We start from the raw sequence: 19,185 nt of genomic DNA on the forward strand, positions 1-19,185 counted from the left end.
TGTGAGCCACGCGACAAAACGGATCTTTTAGATCGTTTCTGGTTTATCTGAATCTCAATCGGTAAAACTGTGATCCCTGCACGGTTGTAAATATAGTTCACCGTCTACGCTTTTGAACATTATTAAATCTAAAAATCATTTGTTCAATAGCGGAGCGATGATGACACCACTTCTCGACGCGCGGAATATCAGCAAGCAGTTCTCGGGCGTGCCGGTTCTGAAAGGCATTGATTTCACGCTGCTTGCGGGCCAGGTGCACGCCCTGATGGGCGGGAACGGCGCGGGGAAATCGACGCTGATGAAGATCATCGCCGGGGTGGAGACGCCGGATGGCGGTGAACTTTCGGTTGCGGGGGAGTCTTTTGCGCGGCTCACGCCCGCGCAGGCGCATAAGCTCGGCATTTACCTGGTGCCGCAGGAGCCGCTGCTGTTCCCCAACCTGACGGTGCGGGAAAACATCCTATTCCGCCTGCCGCGCGAGCGCGATCTGGAAACGCGGCTGGCGGAGAAACTCCAGCAGCTCCAGTGCCAGCTTAACCTCGACGCCACCGCCAGCACCCTGGAAGTGGCGGATCAGCAGATGGTGGAAATCCTCCGCGGGCTGATGCGCAACGCCAGGATCCTGATCCTCGACGAGCCCACGGCCTCCCTCACGCCCGGCGAAACCGAGCGGCTGTTTCGCCAGATCCGCGCCCTGCAGGATCTTGGCGTCGGAATTGTTTTTATCTCGCACAAGCTCCCTGAAATCCGAATGCTTTCCAGCCACGTCTCGGTCATGCGCGACGGCGCGGTAGTGTTGAGCGGCGAAACCGCACAGTTTGACGACAGCGCCCTGATCGCCGCCATGACGCCGGTGAGCCGGGAGAAGTCCCTGAGCGATACGCAAAAGCTGTGGCTGGCGCTGCCGGGCAACCGCCGCACCCAGGCGCAGGATTTTCCGGTGCTGCGGGTGGAGGATCTTACCGGGGAGGGGTTTATCGATCTCAGCCTTGAGATCTACGCCGGAGAGATCGTCGGCCTGGCCGGGCTGGTGGGATCCGGGCGCACTGAATTTGCGGAAACGCTCTACGGCCTGCGTCCGGTGCGCGGTGGGCGGATCTGGCTGGAGAATCAGGAGATCGCCAACGAGCCGGCCAGTTCCCGTCTGGAGAAAGGGCTGGTCTACCTGCCGGAAGACAGGCAGGTGTCCGGCCTGTTCCTCGACGCGCCTGTCCGCTGGAACACCGTGGCGCTGAACGAACCGTCTATCTGGCAGCAGCGCGGGCGGGAGTCTGCGTTAGTGGAGCGCTATCATAGGGCGCTCGGGATCAAGCTCAACCACGCGGATCAAACCGTGCGCACGCTCTCCGGCGGCAACCAGCAGAAGGTGCTGCTGGCGCGCTGCCTGGAGGCCAACCCGCTATTGCTGATCGTCGATGAACCGACGCGCGGGGTGGACGTCTCGGCGCGCGCCGACATCTATCAGCTCATTAAAAGCGTGGCGGCGCAGAACGTGGCGGTGCTGATGATCTCAAGCGATCTTGATGAATTTCCCGGCCTCGCGGATCGCGTGCTGGTGATGCATCAGGGCGTACTCAGCGGCGAGCTGCCGCGCCACGCGGTCAGCCTCGACAAGATGATGGCGCTGGCGTTTGGAGGGCAATCATGAAGACCTTACTCAAAAACCGCGAGCTGAGCGCGTTTCTCGCCATTCTGGCGCTGTTCGCCGTGCTGGTGGCGCTGAATCCGTCCTACCTGAGTTTACAGACGCTGGGGATGATCTTCGCCAGCTCGCAGATCCTGATCCTGCTGGCCATCGGCGCTGCGCTGGTGATGCTGACCCGCAATATCGACGTGTCCGTGGGTTCCACCGTCGGGCTGTCCGCCATTGCCGTGGGCGTGGCGCTGAATAGCGGCTACAGCCTGCCGGTTTCCATTCTCTTCGCGCTGTCGATTGGCGCGCTGGCCGGGGCGTTCAACGGTTTTCTGGTGGTGGGGCTGCGCATTCCGGCGATTGTCGCCACCCTCGGGACGCTGGGGCTGTACCGCGGGGCGATGCTGCTCTGGACCGGCGGGAAGTGGATTGAGGGGCTGCCGCCGGGGCTGAAATCCCTCTCTGAGCCTGCCGCCGTCGGCATTTCGCCGCTCGGCATGCTGGTGTTGATTATCGCGGCCACAGGCGCCTGGGCGCTGTCGCGCACCGCGTTTGGGCGTGATTTCTACGCGGTGGGGGATAATCTCGCTGCCGCGCGCCAGCTGGGCGTGGCGGTCAACCGCACCCGCATGATTGCCTTTACCCTGAACGGCATGCTGGCGGCCTGCGCCGGGATCGTCTTTGCCGCGCAGATTGGCTTTGTGCCCAATCAGACCGGCAGCGGGCTGGAGATGAAGGCCATCGCCGCCTGCGTGCTCGGGGGGATTTCGCTGCTGGGCGGCACGGGCACGCTGATTGGCGCGCTGCTCGGCGCCTTCTTCCTGACCCAAATCGACACCGTGCTGGTGCTGTTCAGGCTCCCGGCGTGGTGGAACGACTTTATCGCCGGGCTGGTGCTGCTGGGCGTGCTGGTGCTCGACGGGCGCCTGCGTCAGGCGCTGGCGCGCCATCAGCGGGCGCTGAAGTACGGCCGCTTCCAGCCGGGTAACAGAGGGGGAAAGCACGTTACCCCGTTTCCAGAACGCAAAAAAGAGGTGGCGTAAATGAGGCTTAACTGGGAAAGCGCGCTGCTCATTTTACTGGTGCTGGAGATCCTGCTCTTTGGCGCCATCAACCCGCGCATGCTCGACATCAACATGCTGCTGTTCAGCACCAGCGACTTCATCTGCATCGGCATCGTGGCGCTGCCGCTCACGCTGGTCATCATCAGCGGCGGGATCGACATCTCCCTCGGTTCGACCATCGGCCTCTGCGCCATCGCGCTGGGGGTGATGATGCAGGCGGGGTGGCCGATGGCGGCGGCTATTCCACTGACGCTGCTGCTCGGCCTGCTGTGTGGATTATTTAATGCCGCGCTTATTCACTACACCGGCATCAGCCCGCTGGTGATCACCCTCGGCACGCTCTACCTCTACGGCGGCGGCGCGCTGCTGCTCTCCGGCATGGCGGGCGCGACGGGCTATGAGGGCATCGGCGGCTTCCCGGACAGCTTCACGGCGTTCGCTAACCTCACGGTGCTGGGCCTGCCGATCCCGCTGGTTTTGTTCGCGGTGATTACCGTCTTCTTCTGGCTGATTACCCACCGCGGGCGCTTTGGCCGTCATCTGTTTTTAATCGGCCAGAACCCGCGCGCGGCGCGCTATGCGGCGCTGTCGGTGAACGGCATGCCCTACGCCCTGTACGGCCTGGTGGGCGTGGCCTCGGCGATTGCCGCGCTGGTGATGGTCTCCTATTTCGGCTCCGCGCGTTCGGATCTGGGGCGCGATTTGCTCATGCCTGCGCTCACCGCCGCCGTGCTCGGCGGAGCCAATATCTACGGCGGTTCAGGTTCGGTTGTCGGTACGGCGCTGGCGGCGCTGCTGGTGGGCTACCTGCAACAGGGTTTACAGATGGTCGGCATCCCCAACCAGGTATCAAGCGCGCTCTCAGGTGCGCTGCTGGTTGTGGTGGTGATGGGACGTTCGCTGAGTCTGCACCGCGAATGGGTGCGTTCTCTCTTTAGAAAACTATCCGGAGCGTAAGATGAAAACAAAACTGCTCGTCCTGGCAATGGCCCTCAGCTTCGCCTCGGCGCAGGCGGCTGACCGCATTGCCTTTATCCCGAAGCTGGTAGGCGTGGGCTTCTTCACCAGCGGCGGCAACGGCGCGAAAGAGGCGGGGAAAGCGCTCGGCGTGGACGTCACCTACGACGGCCCGACCGAGCCGAGCGTCTCCGGCCAGGTGCAGCTCATCAATAACTTCGTCAACCAGGGCTATAACGCCATCATCGTCTCCGCCGTGTCGCCGGACGGCCTCTGCCCGGCGCTCAAGCGCGCGATGCAGCGCGGCGTCAAGGTTCTGACCTGGGACTCCGACACCAAACCGGAGTGCCGCAGCATCTACATCAACCAGGGGACGCCGGAGCAGCTCGGTGGCCTGCTGGTGGAGATGGCGGGCAAGCAGGTCACCAAACCGAATGCGAAAGTGGCGTTCTTCTACTCCAGCCCCACCGTCACCGACCAGAACCAGTGGGTGAAAGAGGCGAAGGCCAAAATCGAGAAAGATCATCCCCAGTGGCAGGTCGTGACGACCCAATTTGGCTATAACGACGCCACCAAATCCCTGCAAACCGCCGAGGGGATCTTAAAAGCCTATCCGGATCTGGATGCGATCATCGCGCCGGACGCCAACGCTTTGCCGGCCGCGGCGCAGGCGGCGGAAAACCTGAAGCGCGAAGGGGTGGCAATCGTTGGGTTCAGCACGCCGAACGTCATGCGCCCGTACGTTGAGCGCGGCACGGTAAAAGCCTTCGGCCTGTGGGATGTCGTACAACAGGGCAAAATTGCGGTCAATGTCGCCGATCGTCTGCTGAAAAAAGGCGATCTTAACGTTGGCGACAGCGTGGATGTAAAAGACATCGGTGCGCTGAAGGTCGAGCCGAACAGCGTTCAGGGCTACCAGTATGAGGCGAAGGGCAACGGCATCGTGCTGCTGCCGGAGCGCGTGGTGTTCACCAAAGAGAACATCAATAAATACGATTTCTGACGGGGGAGCAAATGGCTGATTTAGACGACATCAAAGACGGCAAGGATTTTGGCATCGGCACGCCGCAGGTTAACGCGCCGTACACCCTGAAGGGCTGCGGCTCGCTGGACTGGGGCATGCAGTCCCGGCTTGCGCGCATCTTCAACCCGCAGAGCAACCGCACGGTGATGCTGGCCTTTGACCACGGCTACTTTCAGGGGCCGACTACCGGCCTTGAGCGTATCGACCTCTCCATCGCGCCGCTGTTTGGCGAAACCGACGTGTTGATGTGTACTCGCGGCATTCTCAGGAGCCAGGTGCCCGCCGCGACAAACAAGCCGGTGGTGCTGCGCGCCTCCGGCGGTAACTCGATTCTGGGTGAGCTGTCGAACGAGTGCGTGGCGGTGGCGATGGAGGACGCCCTGCGCCTGAACGTCTGCGCGGTGGCGGCGCAGGTGTACATAGGCAGCGAGTTTGAGCATCAGTCGATCAACAACATCATCAAGCTGGTGGATGCGGGGACACGCTACGGGATGCCCGTGCTAGCGGTGACGGGCGTCGGCAAGGAGATGGCGCGCGACGCGCGCTACTTCTCGCTCGCCAGCCGCATCGCCGCCGAAATGGGGGCGCAGTTCGTCAAAACCTACTACGTGGACGAAGGTTTTGAAAAAGTGACCGCCAGCTGCCCGGTGCCGATTGTGATCGCCGGGGGCAAAAAGCTGCCGGAGCACGAGGCGCTGGAGATGTGCTGGCGCGCGATCGACCAGGGCGCGTCCGGCGTGGACATGGGGCGCAATATCTTCCAGTCCAGCGCGCCGCTCGCCATGCTGAAGGCGGTGAAGAAAGTGGTTCATGAGAACTGGAACGCCCGCGATGCGTTCCAGTACTGGCAGGAAGAGAAACAGGGAGAAGTGAAATGAACGTGACGTTAGTGGAGATCAACATCAAGCCCGAGCGGGTGGACGAGTTTCTGGAGGTGTTTCGCGCCAACCACGAGGGGGCAATCAGGGAGCCGGGGAACCTGCGCTTTGACGTCTTGCAGGACCCGCGGGTGAAAACCCGGTTCTTTATCTATGAGGCCTACAAAGATGAAGCGGCGGTGCTGGCGCACAAGCAAACCCCGCACTACCTGGCGTGCGTGGATAAGCTTGAGGAATTGATGTCAGAGCCGCGTAAGAAACGCAGTTTTGTGGGGCTGTTGCCGGAGTAACAGCCTTGCCCGGTGGCGCTAACGCTTACCGGGCGTTGTTCAGGCCAGCTCCATCAGTTGAACCTGAGCAGTGGCTCCCGGCATCAGCCGCTGCAGGTTGTAGACCAGTTCTTCCCCTGCCTCTTCCAGTGCCGCAAGCGGCATAGACGGCAGGCTTTCAAGAATAAACCACATGGATTGCGCCTGGCTGTCCAGACGAGTCCGTATCCCCTGTCGCCAGTTCCAGCGGCGGCAGGTCACGCCGAGGTCGTCGCGCCAGATAACCTCGCCCGGTTCCGGATGTTCCACCACTGGTTGTCCCTCTTTGAAAGTATCAAACGGCTCGCTGCCGTCGGCCAGGGTCAGACGGGGCGCACCCGAGTACGCCGAGAGATTTTCCCCACCCACCGGAATGGCATAGCGAATACTCACCGCGTTATAGATATCCACGACAGGATCCAGCGATGGCAGCGAACCGTCTTTCAATACCCGCTTGCGCAGGGCAGCCGCCGAGCAGGGCGTGCGTTTCGGTTTCGCGCCGAAGGCTTTAAACACCTCATCCCAGTCTGAAAGGTGCGCATTAGCCCAGGGCACATCATCATTCAACATCTGCTGACAGGCCTGCGCCAGCGCGGCGGGCGCAACCTCCGGGTGGCTAATCGGCGTGGCTTCAACCAGAATGCTCAATGCCCGAAAGCCGGGCGCAATGTCGGCAAGTTGCGGATCTATTGACGGCGTTATGAGAGACATAAATAATCCTGTATTGACTGTTTTATACCATGGTAGTGACCAATGACTGATAAAGTCAATATAATGACTGATTCGGGTGCCGATGTTGCCCAGGTAAGCCTGGCCGTGGCAAACCGCATACGCAACTGGCGTAAAGAGAAAAAGCTGTCGCTGGACGAACTGTCCCGCCGCGCAAGCGTCAGCAAAGGGATGCTGGTAGAGATCGAAAAGGGCGCAGCCAATCCCAGCATCGCCATTTTGTGCAAGCTGGCCGCCGCGCTCGGCATCTCCGTGGCGGATATCGTCAACGTCTCCAGCGAGCCGCTGGTGCATGTTATCGAAGAAACGGCGATTCCGGTGCTGTGGCAGGGCGCACAGGGCGGTTACGCCAGGCTGCTGGCGGGCACCGCGGGCCCGGACATGATTGAGTTGTGGCAGTGGGTGATGCATCCTGGGGAGTATTTCACCTCGACAGGGCATCCGGCGGGAACCTTTGAGCTGCTGCATGTAAACGAGGGCGTTTTAACGCTGACGGTGGATGAGACGGTGACCCATGTTAACGCTGGCGCATCGGCGGTGGCGAAAACCGAAGCGGCGCACGGCTATGCGAACGAAGGCGATACCGTGCTTCGCTTCACCATGACGGTGGCGGAATTTCACCAATAAAAAACCGGGCCTACAGCCACCTGTAGGCCCGGTGATTTTTTACACCTCTTCCACTCTTACCCGCAGCGCCACCAGTGCTTTACGCGCCGCCTTCAGCACCTGCTCACACTGCTCAATGGTCAGCGTCAGCGGTGGCTCAATGCGGATGGTTTTCGAGTTGTTGAGCGTGCCGGCCACCAGCACCCGCTGGCGGAACATCTCGCTCGCGAAGCTGTAGCCGATTTCGTTGTCGACAAACTCTATTGCCATCAGCATCCCTTTGCCGCGCGCCTCCTGCACCAGATCCGGGTACTCACGCCCCAGCTGGCGGAAGCCGTCCAGCAGCATGTCGCCTTTCTGCTCCGCCTGCGCAGGCAGGTTTTGCTCCAGCAGCACGTTGATGGTGGCCAGCGCCGCCGCACAGGCCAGCGGGTTGCCGCCAAAGGTGGTGGTGTGCAGGAACGGATTGTCGAACAGCACCGAGAACACCTCCTCGGTGGCAACCGTCGCGCCAATCGGCATGACGCCGCCGCCGAGCGCCTTCGCCAGACACAGAATGTCCGGCTGAACGTTCTCGTGCTCGCAGGCAAACATCTTGCCGGTTCGCCCCATCCCGGTCTGCACTTCGTCGAGGATCAGCAGCGCGCCAAACTCATCGCACAGCTGACGCACGGCGGGCAGATAGCCCTGTGGAGGCAGGATCACGCCGCCTTCACCCTGAATCGGCTCCAGGATCACCGCCGCCACGTCATCGCCGGTTTTACGGCATTCGCTCAGCACGGTGCGCATGGCGTTGATGTCGCCAAACGGCACGTGGCGGAAGCCCGGCAGCAGCGGCATAAACGGTTTGCGGAAGGTGGATTTAGCGGTAGCAGACAGTGCGCCCAGGGATTTACCGTGGAACGCGCCGCTGGTGGCAACGAAGGTGAATTTCCCGCGCGGCGACTGGTACGCCTTGGCGAGCTTAATCGCCGCCTCGACCGACTCGGTGCCGCTGTTGCTGAAGAAGCTGTATTTCAGTTTGCCGGGGGTTAAGGCCGCCAGCGTTTTCGCGAGCATGGCGCGAAGCGGGTCGAGCAGTTCCTGGCTATGGAGAGGTTGTTTCGCAAGTTGATTCTGTACGGCGGAAACCACTACTGGATTACGGTGCCCCACGTTGAAGATACCAAAACCACCCAGGCAATCTATAAACTCCTGTCCCTGGGTGTCGACAAGCGTGTTCAGACTTCCCGCTTGCCACTCTACGGCTCCGTAATCCCCGCCGGCGGTAACAGATTTGCGATACTCCAGAAAACCAGGATTTACATGCTCTTTAAAGTAATCGATGACCTCTCGGTTAAGTTGTTTCATCTCCTCATGATCGAGCGTTCGCTTCTCAATGAGATTCAGTGCGTGCGCGGTACAGGCAAGAGCCGAGGCGCTGGAAGGTAACCTGTTCAAAATATGCTCCCGGGGATCGCGTATCACATGATACTGAGTTAAGTATTGCAGGGATTACGCCACTTCAGATGACTTAACGAAAATCGGGATAAACGCCAGGTTAACATTATGTTGAGCAATATTTAATCATGCCGGAGATACCGAAACGGGATTTAGCGGTACAGGGCAACCCGCATTCTCAGGTGCGGATAAGGGCAACTGCACTAAAGGAGTGCATGGCTTGCGGCTTAAGTGGGCGTTAACAGGTCGTGCTTTATAGGTAATTTCTTTACGAAAGTATTTGGAATCAATGAATTATAAAATCTCATAAAAAGTGCGGTTTAAGCGAAATCTGCGATCTCCATCATGTTTAACAACTAAAGATAAATTGTTTACCGCCGAAAAAACAATAAACCACAAAATTAACATTCGAATAACCTGCAAGGAATGCCCGTCATGTCTTCTCCTTCCTATGTCACCCAGAATAACTATCCTCTGGACGATGACACCACCTTAATGTCGACCACAGACGTCCACAGCTATATGACCCATGCAAACGACACCTTTGTGCAGGTGAGCGGCTATCAGCTTGATGAGCTGATGGGCCAGCCGCACAATCTGGTGCGCCATCCCGACATGCCAAAAGCGGCGTTTGCCGATATGTGGTACACCCTGCAGCAGGGGGAGCCCTGGAGCGGGATTGTCAAAAACCGACGTAAAAATGGCGATCATTACTGGGTGCGCGCGAATGCGGTGCCGATGGTGCGAAACGGGCAGGTGACGGGCTATATGTCGATCCGCACCAAAGCCACGGAGGAGGAGATTGCCGCCGTAGAGCCGCTCTACCGGGCGCTGAATAACGGAAGCTGTAAAAAACGCATTCAAAAAGGACTGGTGGTGCGTAAGGGCTGGTTGGGTAAACTTCCTGCCATGCCGCTGCGCTGGCGCGTGCGCAGCGTGATGGCGGTGCTCTTTGCCGCGCTTGCCGCTACCCTGGTGACCACCTCCGCAGGCTGGGCACCGCTCGCAGCGGCCGCCGTGGTCATGCTGCTGGGAACGCTGCTGTTTGAGCAGCAGATTGTCCGCCCGATCGAAAACGTCGCGCATCAGGCGCTAAAGGTGGCGACCGGCGAGCGCAACAGCGTGCAGCATCTGAACCGCAGCGACGAGCTGGGGCTGACCCTGCGCGCGGTAGGGCAGCTGGGGCTGATGTGCCGCTGGCTAATCAATGACGTCTCAAGCCAGGTGATGAGCGTCCGCGACGGCAGCGACAGGCTGGCGCAGGGGAATGAAGCGCTGAACGATCGTACGCGTCAGACCGTGGCGAACGTGCAGCAGACCGTCGCAACGATGAACCAGATGGCCGCATCCGTTCAGAGCAACTCAGAAACCGCCGCCGAAGTGGACAAACTCTCCGTAGCCGCGAGCAGCGCGGCGACGAAAGGCGGCAACGCGATGCAGACCGTCGTCAAAACCATGGACGACATTGCCGACAGCACGCAGCGAATTGGCTCGATTACCTCCCTGATTAACGACATCGCTTTCCAGACCAATATTCTGGCGCTGAATGCGGCCGTTGAAGCGGCAAGGGCCGGCGAGCAGGGGAAAGGCTTTGCCGTGGTCGCGGGGGAAGTTCGCCACCTTGCCAGCCGCAGCGCGAATGCGGCGAACGATATCCGTAAGCTGATTGATGCCAGCGCCAGCAGGGTGCAGTCCGGCTCCGAGCAGGTGCACGCCGCAGGCCGCACGATGGATGATATTGTCGAGCAGGTGAAAAACGTGACGCAGCTTATCGCGCAGATCAGCCACTCGACGTCCGAACAGGCCACCGGACTGTCAGAGTTAACCCGCGCGGTGGCGCAGCTGGACGGCATCACGCAAAAAAATGCTGACCTGGTCGAGGAGAGCGCGCACATCTCTGCCATGGTGAAACACCGTGCCGGGCGTCTTAAGGATGCGGTGACGGTGCTCCATTGAGCCAGTAATGTTCCGGAAAAGTCGTTTATACCGTAAGGAATAAACGGCTTTTTTTATTTCTGGCTGTGACTATTAATGGCTTTTATTGTTAATGAGATATTAAATAACTAAAGAAAGTGCCTCAGTTATTTATCCCTGCCTAAGTCAGTTTTCCGCGATGCTATTTTGCAAAACCCTGTTCTGGTGGTCTGGTAACGATCGATGGGGCGTAATTAATAGCCTCTACCTATCCATTGTGATGGTTATGAAATAAAAAAACGATCAAAGTCATAAAGTTAGCGGATTCGTTACCGATAACAGCGATCGTCTGAGAAATAATCACATCGATGGAGAAAATATGTTCTTACATGACGTAAAGATCGGCACGAAATTATTTCTGGCGTTTGGATTCTTTATTGTCCTGATGGTGGTCAGCGCCAGTATGTCCTTACTGAGCCTGAACCGGGCTAACAACGGGATGCAATCCATCATTACCCATGATTATCCCACCACGGTAAAAGCGAACCAGTTAATCGACAACTTCCAGGAATTTATTAGCACTCAGCAGCTCATGCTGCTGGATGAACAGGGAACGTACACGGCACAGTCGCAGCAGCATCTTAAAGCGATCAGCGAGCATATTACGGTGATTTTGGGCGAACTGAATACGGTGTTGCAGGACCCGAAATCGCAGCAGGTTCTTGCCGAGATCCGCGACGTTCGTCAGCAGTATCTGGACTCGCGCTATCGCATTTTGCAGGCGGTGCAGAATAACGACCGTGCGGGTGCTATCCAGGAGATGATGACCCATACCCTCACCGTGCAGCAGGCCTATAAAGCCAAAGTGCAGGAGCTGATTGCGATTCAGAACCAGGAGATGCAGAACGCCGGGGCGCTGGTGGAAGGCGACTTCAGGTCTAGCCGACTGCTGCTAATCCTGATCACCCTCTTTAGCGTCGCGGCTGGCAGCCTGATTGGCTGGTTTATCGTGCGCGCTATCACCCGTCCGCTCGGCGAGGCGGTGAATTTTGCCAATGCCATTTCGGAGGGCGACCTGACGGGCAGCATCACGCCGCACGGCAAAGACGAAACGGGCCTGCTGCTGCACGCGCTGATGGAGATGAAAAACCGCCTGCTGGACATTGTGCAGCAGGTGCAAACCGGCTCGGAGAACATCTCCAGCGCAGCCGCGCAGATTGTCGCCGGTAACCAGGATCTTGCCGCGCGCACCGAGGAGCAGGCAAGTTCCGTTGAACAGACCGCCGCCTCGATGGAGCAGATCACCGCGACGGTGAAAAACACCGCCTCGCACACCGGGGAAGCGACCAACCTCTCGGCAGATGCCGCTACGGTGGTCAAAAACAACGGGGAGATGATGAAGCAGGTGACCAGTAAAATGCGCCTGATTAACGAGACGTCGAACCGGATGTCCGACATTATCGACCTGATCGACGCCATTGCGTTCCAGACCAACATTCTGGCGCTCAACGCGGCGGTGGAAGCGGCCCGTGCCGGTGAGCACGGTCGCGGCTTCGCGGTGGTGGCCGGCGAGGTGCGCCAGCTAGCCCAGAAGAGCGCGTCGTCTGCCAGTGAAATCCGCGAACTGATCGAGAGCTCCACCAGCCAGACCCAGGACGGGATGAATCTGGTGGAAAAAGCGAGCGCGTTGATCAACGGCATGGTCGGCAACGTGGAGGAGATGGACGCGATCCTGCGCGAGATCCGCCAGGCCAGCCACGAGCAGACGGAGGGGATCTCGCAGATCAACAGCGCGATTGGCCTGATTGATGCCACCACCCAGCAGAACTCTGCGCTGGTGGAGGAGTCCGTCGCGGCGGCGGCATCCCTTAACGAACAGGCGATGCACCTGAAAGAGCTGGTACGCGTCTTCCGCGTGAGCGAGCGCGCGCCGGCTTAATCCAGCTGGGAGATCTCCAGCGCCGCGCGGTCGATTACGCCGATAATCTGCCTGAGCTGCGCGTCGCTGAGCTCTCCCTGATTCACCTTCAGGTCCAACACCGCTTTAAAGTTATCCAGCGCCCGCTTCATCTGCGGGTTTTTGCGCAGCTGAAACCCGACGCTGCGCGCCTTAATACGCCTCTGGATCTGTTCCAGCTGTTCCCGGTTTTCGTCCAGCCAGCGTTGTCCTTCAGCGGTAATCGCAATCTTCTTACGACCGCTCTCTTCTTCCGTAATGGTGATAAACGTCTGATCCTGCAGATAATCCAGCGTCGGGTAGATCACGCCGGGGCTCGGGGTATAGTTCCCCTGGGTCAGGTTCTCGATCTCTTTGATCAGCTCATAGCCGTGGCTCGCGCTGCGGGTCAGAATATCCAGAATCACCAGCCGCAGGTCGCCGTGGCCGAAAAAGCGCGGTCGGCGTCCGCCGCCGTCGTGTTCGTGTCGCATGTTATGTCTCTCAATTTGATATATCTAAACTATATCTAAGATATATTCAGATGCAATCTAAAAGAACTTGCATTTTTACTGACTAGTAATCATTATCATTTAAAAATCAATTTCGATATATCGTATTCACCAGAGAAGAGGCTAAAAATGGCATCTACCCGTTACCCACAGCGCGTGCGTAATGACCTGCGCTTTCGCGAGCTGACGGTGCGCCGCGTTGAACGCATTAGCGCAGGCTTTCAGCGCATTGTTTTAGGCGGCGAGGCGCTGGAGGGCTTTAGCTCCCGCGGCTTCGACGACCACACCAAAGTCTTTTTCCCGGCGCCTGGCACCACGTTTGTCCCGCCGAAGGTTACCGATGACGGCATCGACTGGGGTGACGGCGTGCGTCCGCAGGCGCGCGACTATACGCCGCTGTACGATGAGGCAAATCATGAGCTGGCGCTCGATTTCTTCATTCATGACGGCGGCATTGCCAGCAGTTGGGCTGTCGGGGCGAAGGGGGGCGACAGGCTGACCATCGGCGGACCGCGCGGTTCGCTGGTGGTGCCGGAGGATTACGCCTGGCAGCTGTACGTGTGCGACGAGTCCGGCATGCCCGCGCTGCGTCGACGTTTAGAGGGCATTGCTAAACTGCCGGTTTGTCCGGAAATTCACGCGGTAGTGACCGTAGGTGACGAATCTTATAAGGACTATCTGGCGCACCTGAGTAAATTCAACATCACCTGGGTGGTGGGCCACAGCGAGCAGGCGGTGGCTGACCGTCTTGCGGCGCTGGCCGTGCCGGCGGAGGATTACTTTATCTGGCTGACCGGAGAAGGGAAGGTGGTAAAAAGCCTGAGCCGCCAGTTTGAAACCGACGCGATTGACCAGCAGCTGGTGCGTGCCAGCGCATACTGGCACGCTAAATAATCAGGCTGCTGAATCCATCTGCGCTTCGTTCACCTGATGTTCGAGCGAGGCGCGGACCTCGTGCAGCGCTTTCTCCTGCTGGGCAAAGTACGCTTCCATATTGCTCAGCGACGACACCAGTAGCCAGGACTCCTCTTTTTCCAGCTCCGCCAGCTCGTTCACTAAGGTGTCGATTTGCTCGCGGACCTGCGCCATTTTTTTGCGGATACGCTCCAGATCGTTCAGCCTGTCGCTCGCCATCAATGGCTCGAACCCCTGCTGCAGACGGGCCACCAGCGAGCGAATGGTCTTGACGTCGCCGCGCTGTTTGGCCTGGTTGAGCTGCACCATCATCGCGTTGGCTTCCTCTTTCAGGTCGTCTGCGACTAAATCCGGATGGCAGAGCTTGCTCGCCTGCCGCCAGAGCCGCTTGAGTTCGTTCCGATCTTCTTCCGAGAGCTGCTTACCCTTGCGCAGCCGCGCTTCGGCATCGTGATGCTGCTCGCGATACTTCTCGTACTCTTCGTTGGCCTCGTCGCGCGCCTGACGCGCGGGCTCTTCTTCGCGGGTTAAGCCGCTTTCCAGTTCGAGCGCCTCGGCCAGCAGGTTGGCAATCAGATTGCTTTGCTGCTCCAGATGCTTGCGCGCCTCAGCGGCCTGCACGGAGTCGGCCGGGAGATCGCGCCAGCGCTGGGTGAGCGTTGCCAGCACCTCCACCGCCTGCGCCATATAGCGCTGGCAGCGGCGGTAATCTTCTTCCCGACGACGCGCTTCCGCCTGCTGACGACGCAGGTTCAGCTCCGCCAGCGTTTTACGCAGGGCGAGGATCTGCTGCATCAGCGGCCCGAGGCGGGAGAAATAGAGATCGTTGAACTCATCAAGCTGCTGCACGCGCGCGTTGCGGCGGTCAATCAGATCGCGCAGACGCTCTTCCAGCGCCTTCAGCTCCAGCTTGCTGGCGGCTACCTGCGGATCGCGCCACTGGGTCACGGCGCGCTGGCCCTGCAGCCAGGCGGTTATGGCCGCCATGGCCGCGGTGTAGTTCTTTTCCTCAAGCGCCACGACGATTGCCTGTAGCTCATCGTCAAACGCTTCATTTTTCAGGCGTGTCAGCTGGCTCTGGATGATGTCGTCATCTTCCAGTTCAATGGCATTTTTAATGATTTCTAGCCGTTTGATCGGTGTGCTCATGATGCCTTTCGCTTTGGCGCTTAAGTATTTGAGTTAAGGGTAGTTGTTGTAAAAGCTACAGGAAATAATACACACGGATGATGATCGGCGCGATGGGGGATTTCTTTAGATTTGCAGTTTGTGAAGACGTGCGGGTGGTGATGGTCTTCGCGAGGCTCGCTGAAAGCGCTCGTTTTAGTCTATTGAAATAACGATCAATTATTATTAAAACAAGACCAATCCCTACGTAAAATTACCTGGTGAAACCCGTAATCGCCCGAATAGTTTGCCTGGGCCGGGCTGTTTATTATCCCTCTCACTGACTGTTTTCCTGACATCGGCGGACGACTGTTCGACGTGCGGAATATTTTTTCAACGGAGTAGAGATGAATATGAAAGCTATTTTAGCCGCCCTGCCGATCGCGGTGATTCCGGTCACTGTTCTGGCAGCAAATACTGAGGAAGGGTATTACGGTTCCGCAAAATATCTTCAGGTTGAACAGCGTGCAAAGGAGATGGATACCAGCGCACGTCCTGGGGTAGGGCAGTTTGTGGGCGGTAAAGAGAAAGAGCACTTCGGCGGCGCGGCGATTGCTGCGGGCTATCAGTTTGGTAACGGCTGGCGTACAGAGGGTGAATATACCTTTAAGCAGAAGGGCGAATATACCAGCGGCTCCAGTACCTTTGCCAACAGCTATAACCACCTGAAAACTGAAACCGAGCGGCTGATGGTTAACGTTTATCGCGACTATGAGCTGGGTTATGGCGTTTCCCTGTACGGTACGGCAGGTCTTGGCGTGAGCAAGATTAAAGCCAACGGCTGGCAGGGTAACGCGGGCCGCGAATATGCTTCTACCACGCAAAGTAACCTGACCTACGCTTTAGGGGCTGGCGTGAGCTATACGCCGGTTGAACGCCTGTACGTTGACCTGGGCTACCGCTATATCGATATGGGCAAGATCGAAAGTGGATATAACAACTTCACTAACGCGCGTGGCTTAAAAGATGAACAGATGAAGGCACACATCGTCTCTAATGAATTTACCCTTGGCATGCGTTATGTCTTTTAACCTGTTGTAAGTTTCACTGCTTTAAAAACAGGGCCAACGCCGCGGTAGTGCGGGGTTGGCTTTTTTGTGGGTTTTTACAGCTCGGCTTTTGCGGGAATAGAAATCTTAACCCGGCGAAGTAAGTACAGAAAAGTTGAAGCACCCATTCAAGCCGTAGGTGATTTAGCGGAATTATTTTTAACATTTTTTTCAGTATATAAACCGTCATACCATCTGGAATGTCTTTGTCACAAATAACATGGCGCAGATGAGTGGTCATAAATTAACCATAAATCACTATGGTTACCGTTTGAATGTATCCCCAGAAAAAGGAAAGGGCCGACGATTTCTCGTCAGCCCTTGCGGTGTTTGGTGGCCCCTGCTGGACTTGAACCAGCGACCAAGCGATTATGAGTCCCAATCTTAAAGCTTTAAAAACAATAAGTTACTCTAATTTCAAAGCGTTGCGGTGTTGAATAGTGGGGAATATGAAAGCATAGTGGATAGTTCTGCTGCCATTTTGCTGCCAACGTCGAACGTTCATATTAGAGGTGAATTTTTTTGCTGAGGCAGTGATCACATTATGCGTAGGATCAAGGCTGCATTGAGGTTTGCCGATTAAGTGTACAGTACTTTGTATGATATGATGAAATTTTTGTAAGGTTCAAATAAGGAGTTAGTATGTCAAGTTTGAGGGACATGGAAGAGCTTATAAGTGATATTGTTGATGTGGAGCTCAAGGAGTATATGCGCGAAGCACTAACTTGTTACATGACAGGGGCCCATCGAGCATGTGTTGTATTATCTTTCATTGCCATATTTGAAGATTTATTAAAAAAACTAGATGGAATGGCATCAACAAATAAAGCGGCTAGAGCCATATTTACCGAAATAAACAAAAAAAGGGAGGAGCAAAAAGTTTATGAAAATGATTTACTAAATCGTTTAAAAGCTGAAAGAATTATTACTGAAATAGATGCCGACTTCCTAACAGTACTGAAAACCCTAAGAAACAAAGCAGCGCACCCTTCAGGTCATAAACCAACAGCTGAAGAAGCAAGATATGTCTTTTCAGAAACAATTAGTAGATTCCTTTCAAAACCAGTTCTTTCAACAACTCAAGTTGCAGATCAAATTTTATCAAAATTAACAAATATATATTTATTTCCTACTACAAATATACAAGATCATGCTACGGTAGTAAATGAAGGTGTAAAGAATCTTCATCATGATGGTTATTCCTATCTATTAAAAAAACTACTCGAATCTCTTGATAATCCAAACGAACAGATACAAGTTAATGCTAAACGATACCTTCTTGGGTTGTCGAGTAATCCATTAAATACTGATGTTCTTGAACAAATAAAAAAACAGGTTTTAGAAGCGTGCAGTTCAGATGAAACTAAAACCCAACTGCTAATGGAATGTATTTCAACAAATGGAAACCTTATAAAATGTTTAGATGATATAGTTTATTTAAGAATAAATAAAATGTTTGAAAGTATAATATCAACTACAAAAACGGCAGATCAGCATACATATTTGAGACATCCCGTCCAAATAGTAAGAAGCATTCTTTCATTAGAAAAGGCTGTAGTGGATAAGTTTTTCAAGGATAATGTTTATGATGTCTTGAATAAATATAAGTTTAGTCCGTTATTAATGAAAATAGTTAAAAACAAAGAATGGGCTAGAGCTGAATTAATTAATAATATTTTTGAAAAAGCAGGGTCATCAACATTTGATGAGGCTAACTCCTTCGCTAGAAGTGCCAGTGTTTATGATAAAGACATTGCGGTTATAATGAATGAAACAGAATGTTTTGAATTAATTATGCATGTGTGTGATGCAGGGGTTTGGGGGGCATATGGGGCGGAAGGAATGATGAAAGGTAAGTTTAATAATATTCCAGAAATAAAGAGTAAGGCTTTGAAAGCTCTTCAGAATGAACCTGCGGAATGTGAAGGGATAATTGAGAAAATAAGGCCGGGATTCTCTAATAGTAGCGACTTTGAAAAAGATTTATTTTGAATGATTGATAAAAAAGGGCGTTAGAATCGCCCTTTATTTAATTAAATAAGATTTAAAGGATTCAACTCAACTGCTTCTGTCAGATGGTCGGGAGCAAAATGTGCATAGCGCATTGTTACTTTGACTTTGATATCAGTGTGTCCAAGGATGCGCTGAAGTACAAGAATGTTGCCCCCACGCATCATAAAGTGGCTTGCAAATGTATGCCGTAGTACGTGTGACAGTTGCCCATCGGGTAGTTCGATTCCAGCTCGCTTAACTGCTCCACGAAACGCCGAATAGCACCTAGTAAAGACTGGTTTTGACGATCTTACTTTGGGGAGTATTTCGTAAACCTCATCACTTATTGGTACGGCGCGGTTTTTCTTGCCCTTGGTTTTGATGTAGGTGATTTTGCCAGGACTTATCTGTTTGCCAGTTAAGTTCTCCGCCTCTCCCCATCTTGCGCCGGTCGCAAGGCAGATTTTAACAATCGTGGCTAAATCCTCTGCTTTGCTTTTCTCGCACTCTTTAAGCAAGCGTGTCACTTCCTCAACTGTAAGCCAAGCCAGCTCAACTTCTGCGATCTTAAACTCTCTGATGTTTTCGAGAGGGTTTGGTGCTGTCCAGTCATCAAGTCTTTTCAGCTCGTTGAACATAGCCCGAAAGTAAGCCAGTTCAAGGTTTACCGTGCGAGGGGTCACGGACTTGACGCGATCTGAGCGGGTTATTTTTCCGCTTAACCGCTGTTCTCTATACGTTGAGAATAATTTGGCGTTGAATTCAGTTGCGAGGGGGTCGCCCATAGCGAGACAGGCAAACTCCATTGCACCTTTACGCTTTTCACCATCAGCAAGCGTTACACCATGTGCGTTATACCAAGCTGTAACCAAATCCCGAGCACGGCGTTTGTCTGTCTTCTCACCCAGCCAAGGCTTATCCTGGGCTTGTTCCTTTACATGGCGCTCGAATGCCATGGCCTCGCCCTTAGTGGCAAACTGGCGCCGGATGCGTTTACCATCGCGGCCGTTTGGGAAAACTTGCGCCTGCCACTTTCCATTACTTAATTTAGCAACTGCCAT

General features: G+C 55.6%; 17 protein-coding genes. 12 read left to right on the plus strand and 5 right to left on the minus strand.

The genetic code is table 11. The features are described from left to right. Nucleotides 1–160 precede the first annotated feature (160 nt). Genes lsrA through lsrG form a run of 6 tightly spaced genes read left to right on the plus strand, consistent with a single transcriptional unit; the run spans nucleotide 161 to nucleotide 5,846 of the window. Nucleotides 161–1,648, plus strand: coding sequence for an autoinducer 2 ABC transporter ATP-binding protein LsrA (lsrA, locus tag OSH03_RS10570; RefSeq protein ID WP_266179209.1), 1,488 nt, complete (start codon nucleotides 161–163; stop codon nucleotides 1,646–1,648). Then, the gene (lsrC, locus tag OSH03_RS10575; RefSeq protein WP_266178993.1) at nucleotides 1,645–2,676 is read left to right on the plus strand and encodes an autoinducer 2 ABC transporter permease LsrC; all 1,032 of its coding nucleotides are present in this window, start codon (nucleotides 1,645–1,647) and stop codon (nucleotides 2,674–2,676) included. Before lsrA ends, lsrC begins: the two co-directional genes overlap by 4 nt. Further along, a complete protein-coding gene (lsrD, locus tag OSH03_RS10580; RefSeq protein ID WP_266178994.1) occupies nucleotides 2,677–3,654 on the plus strand; it encodes an autoinducer 2 ABC transporter permease LsrD in 978 nt (325 codons plus the stop codon). A gap of 1 nt (nucleotide 3,655) precedes the next feature. Next, nucleotides 3,656–4,657, plus strand: coding sequence for an autoinducer 2 ABC transporter substrate-binding protein LsrB (gene lsrB, locus OSH03_RS10585; RefSeq protein ID WP_266178995.1), 1,002 nt, complete (start codon nucleotides 3,656–3,658; stop codon nucleotides 4,655–4,657). Between the two features lie 11 nt (nucleotides 4,658–4,668). After that, nucleotides 4,669–5,556 (plus strand): 3-hydroxy-5-phosphonooxypentane-2,4-dione thiolase, encoded by an 888-nt coding sequence (gene lsrF, locus OSH03_RS10590; protein WP_266178996.1) that lies wholly within the window; start codon nucleotides 4,669–4,671, stop codon nucleotides 5,554–5,556. Next, complete coding sequence (gene lsrG / locus OSH03_RS10595) at nucleotides 5,553–5,846, plus strand: (4S)-4-hydroxy-5-phosphonooxypentane-2,3-dione isomerase (protein ID WP_028014490.1); 294 nt, start codon at nucleotides 5,553–5,555, stop codon at nucleotides 5,844–5,846. Before lsrF ends, lsrG begins: the two co-directional genes overlap by 4 nt. Before the next feature lie 39 nt (nucleotides 5,847–5,885). Here the strand turns inward: lsrG and OSH03_RS10600 are convergent, their stop codons facing one another. After that, complete coding sequence (locus tag OSH03_RS10600) at nucleotides 5,886–6,575, minus strand: B3/B4 domain-containing protein (RefSeq protein WP_266178997.1); 690 nt, start codon at nucleotides 6,573–6,575, stop codon at nucleotides 5,886–5,888. Nucleotides 6,576–6,617: 42 nt separating this feature from the next. On the opposite strand from OSH03_RS10600, the gene OSH03_RS10605 reads away from it, so the two are divergent. Then, a complete protein-coding gene (locus OSH03_RS10605) occupies nucleotides 6,618–7,220 on the plus strand; it encodes a helix-turn-helix domain-containing protein (RefSeq protein WP_266178998.1) in 603 nt (200 codons plus the stop codon). A 39-nt stretch (nucleotides 7,221–7,259) separates the two neighbouring features. Here the strand turns inward: OSH03_RS10605 and ygjG are convergent, their stop codons facing one another. After that, nucleotides 7,260–8,639, minus strand: coding sequence for a putrescine aminotransferase (gene ygjG, locus OSH03_RS10610; protein WP_266178999.1), 1,380 nt, complete (start codon nucleotides 8,637–8,639; stop codon nucleotides 7,260–7,262). A 435-nt stretch (nucleotides 8,640–9,074) separates the two neighbouring features. On the opposite strand from ygjG, the gene OSH03_RS10615 reads away from it, so the two are divergent. Next, nucleotides 9,075–10,595 carry a methyl-accepting chemotaxis protein gene (locus OSH03_RS10615; RefSeq protein ID WP_266179000.1) on the plus strand — a complete coding sequence of 507 codons (1,521 nt, stop codon included), beginning with the start codon at nucleotides 9,075–9,077 and terminating at the stop codon, nucleotides 10,593–10,595. A gap of 337 nt (nucleotides 10,596–10,932) precedes the next feature. Then, nucleotides 10,933–12,492 (plus strand): methyl-accepting chemotaxis protein, encoded by a 1,560-nt coding sequence (locus tag OSH03_RS10620; RefSeq protein ID WP_266179001.1) that lies wholly within the window; start codon nucleotides 10,933–10,935, stop codon nucleotides 12,490–12,492. Here the strand turns inward: OSH03_RS10620 and OSH03_RS10625 are convergent. After that, nucleotides 12,489–12,983: a PadR family transcriptional regulator gene (locus OSH03_RS10625; protein ID WP_266179002.1), complete on the minus strand. Its 495-nt coding sequence runs from the start codon at nucleotides 12,981–12,983 to the stop codon at nucleotides 12,489–12,491. The two genes, OSH03_RS10620 and OSH03_RS10625, sit on opposite strands and share 4 nt — an antisense overlap. A gap of 147 nt (nucleotides 12,984–13,130) precedes the next feature. On the opposite strand from OSH03_RS10625, the gene OSH03_RS10630 reads away from it, so the two are divergent. Further along, a complete protein-coding gene (locus tag OSH03_RS10630; protein ID WP_266179003.1) occupies nucleotides 13,131–13,895 on the plus strand; it encodes a siderophore-interacting protein in 765 nt (254 codons plus the stop codon). Here the strand turns inward: OSH03_RS10630 and OSH03_RS10635 are convergent, their stop codons facing one another. Then, nucleotides 13,896–15,065: a coiled-coil domain-containing protein gene (locus OSH03_RS10635; protein WP_061097015.1), complete on the minus strand. Its 1,170-nt coding sequence runs from the start codon at nucleotides 15,063–15,065 to the stop codon at nucleotides 13,896–13,898. It lies immediately after the preceding gene. 365 nt (nucleotides 15,066–15,430) lie between these two features. Here OSH03_RS10635 and OSH03_RS10640 point away from each other — a divergent pair, with 365 nt between their 5' ends. Further along, nucleotides 15,431–16,114, plus strand: coding sequence for an outer membrane protein (locus OSH03_RS10640; RefSeq protein ID WP_266179004.1), 684 nt, complete (start codon nucleotides 15,431–15,433; stop codon nucleotides 16,112–16,114). Nucleotides 16,115–16,774: 660 nt separating this feature from the next. After that, entirely contained in the window at nucleotides 16,775–18,124 is a 1,350-nt protein-coding gene (locus tag OSH03_RS10645) for a DUF4145 domain-containing protein (RefSeq protein WP_266179005.1), read from the plus strand. A 41-nt stretch (nucleotides 18,125–18,165) separates the two neighbouring features. Here OSH03_RS10645 and OSH03_RS10650 read toward each other — a convergent pair whose 3' ends face one another. Then, complete coding sequence (locus tag OSH03_RS10650; RefSeq protein WP_266179210.1) at nucleotides 18,166–19,185, minus strand: phage integrase; 1,020 nt, start codon at nucleotides 19,183–19,185, stop codon at nucleotides 18,166–18,168.

Source organism: Enterobacter nematophilus, assembly GCF_026344075.1.
Classification (GTDB): domain Bacteria; phylum Pseudomonadota; class Gammaproteobacteria; order Enterobacterales; family Enterobacteriaceae; genus Enterobacter; species Enterobacter nematophilus.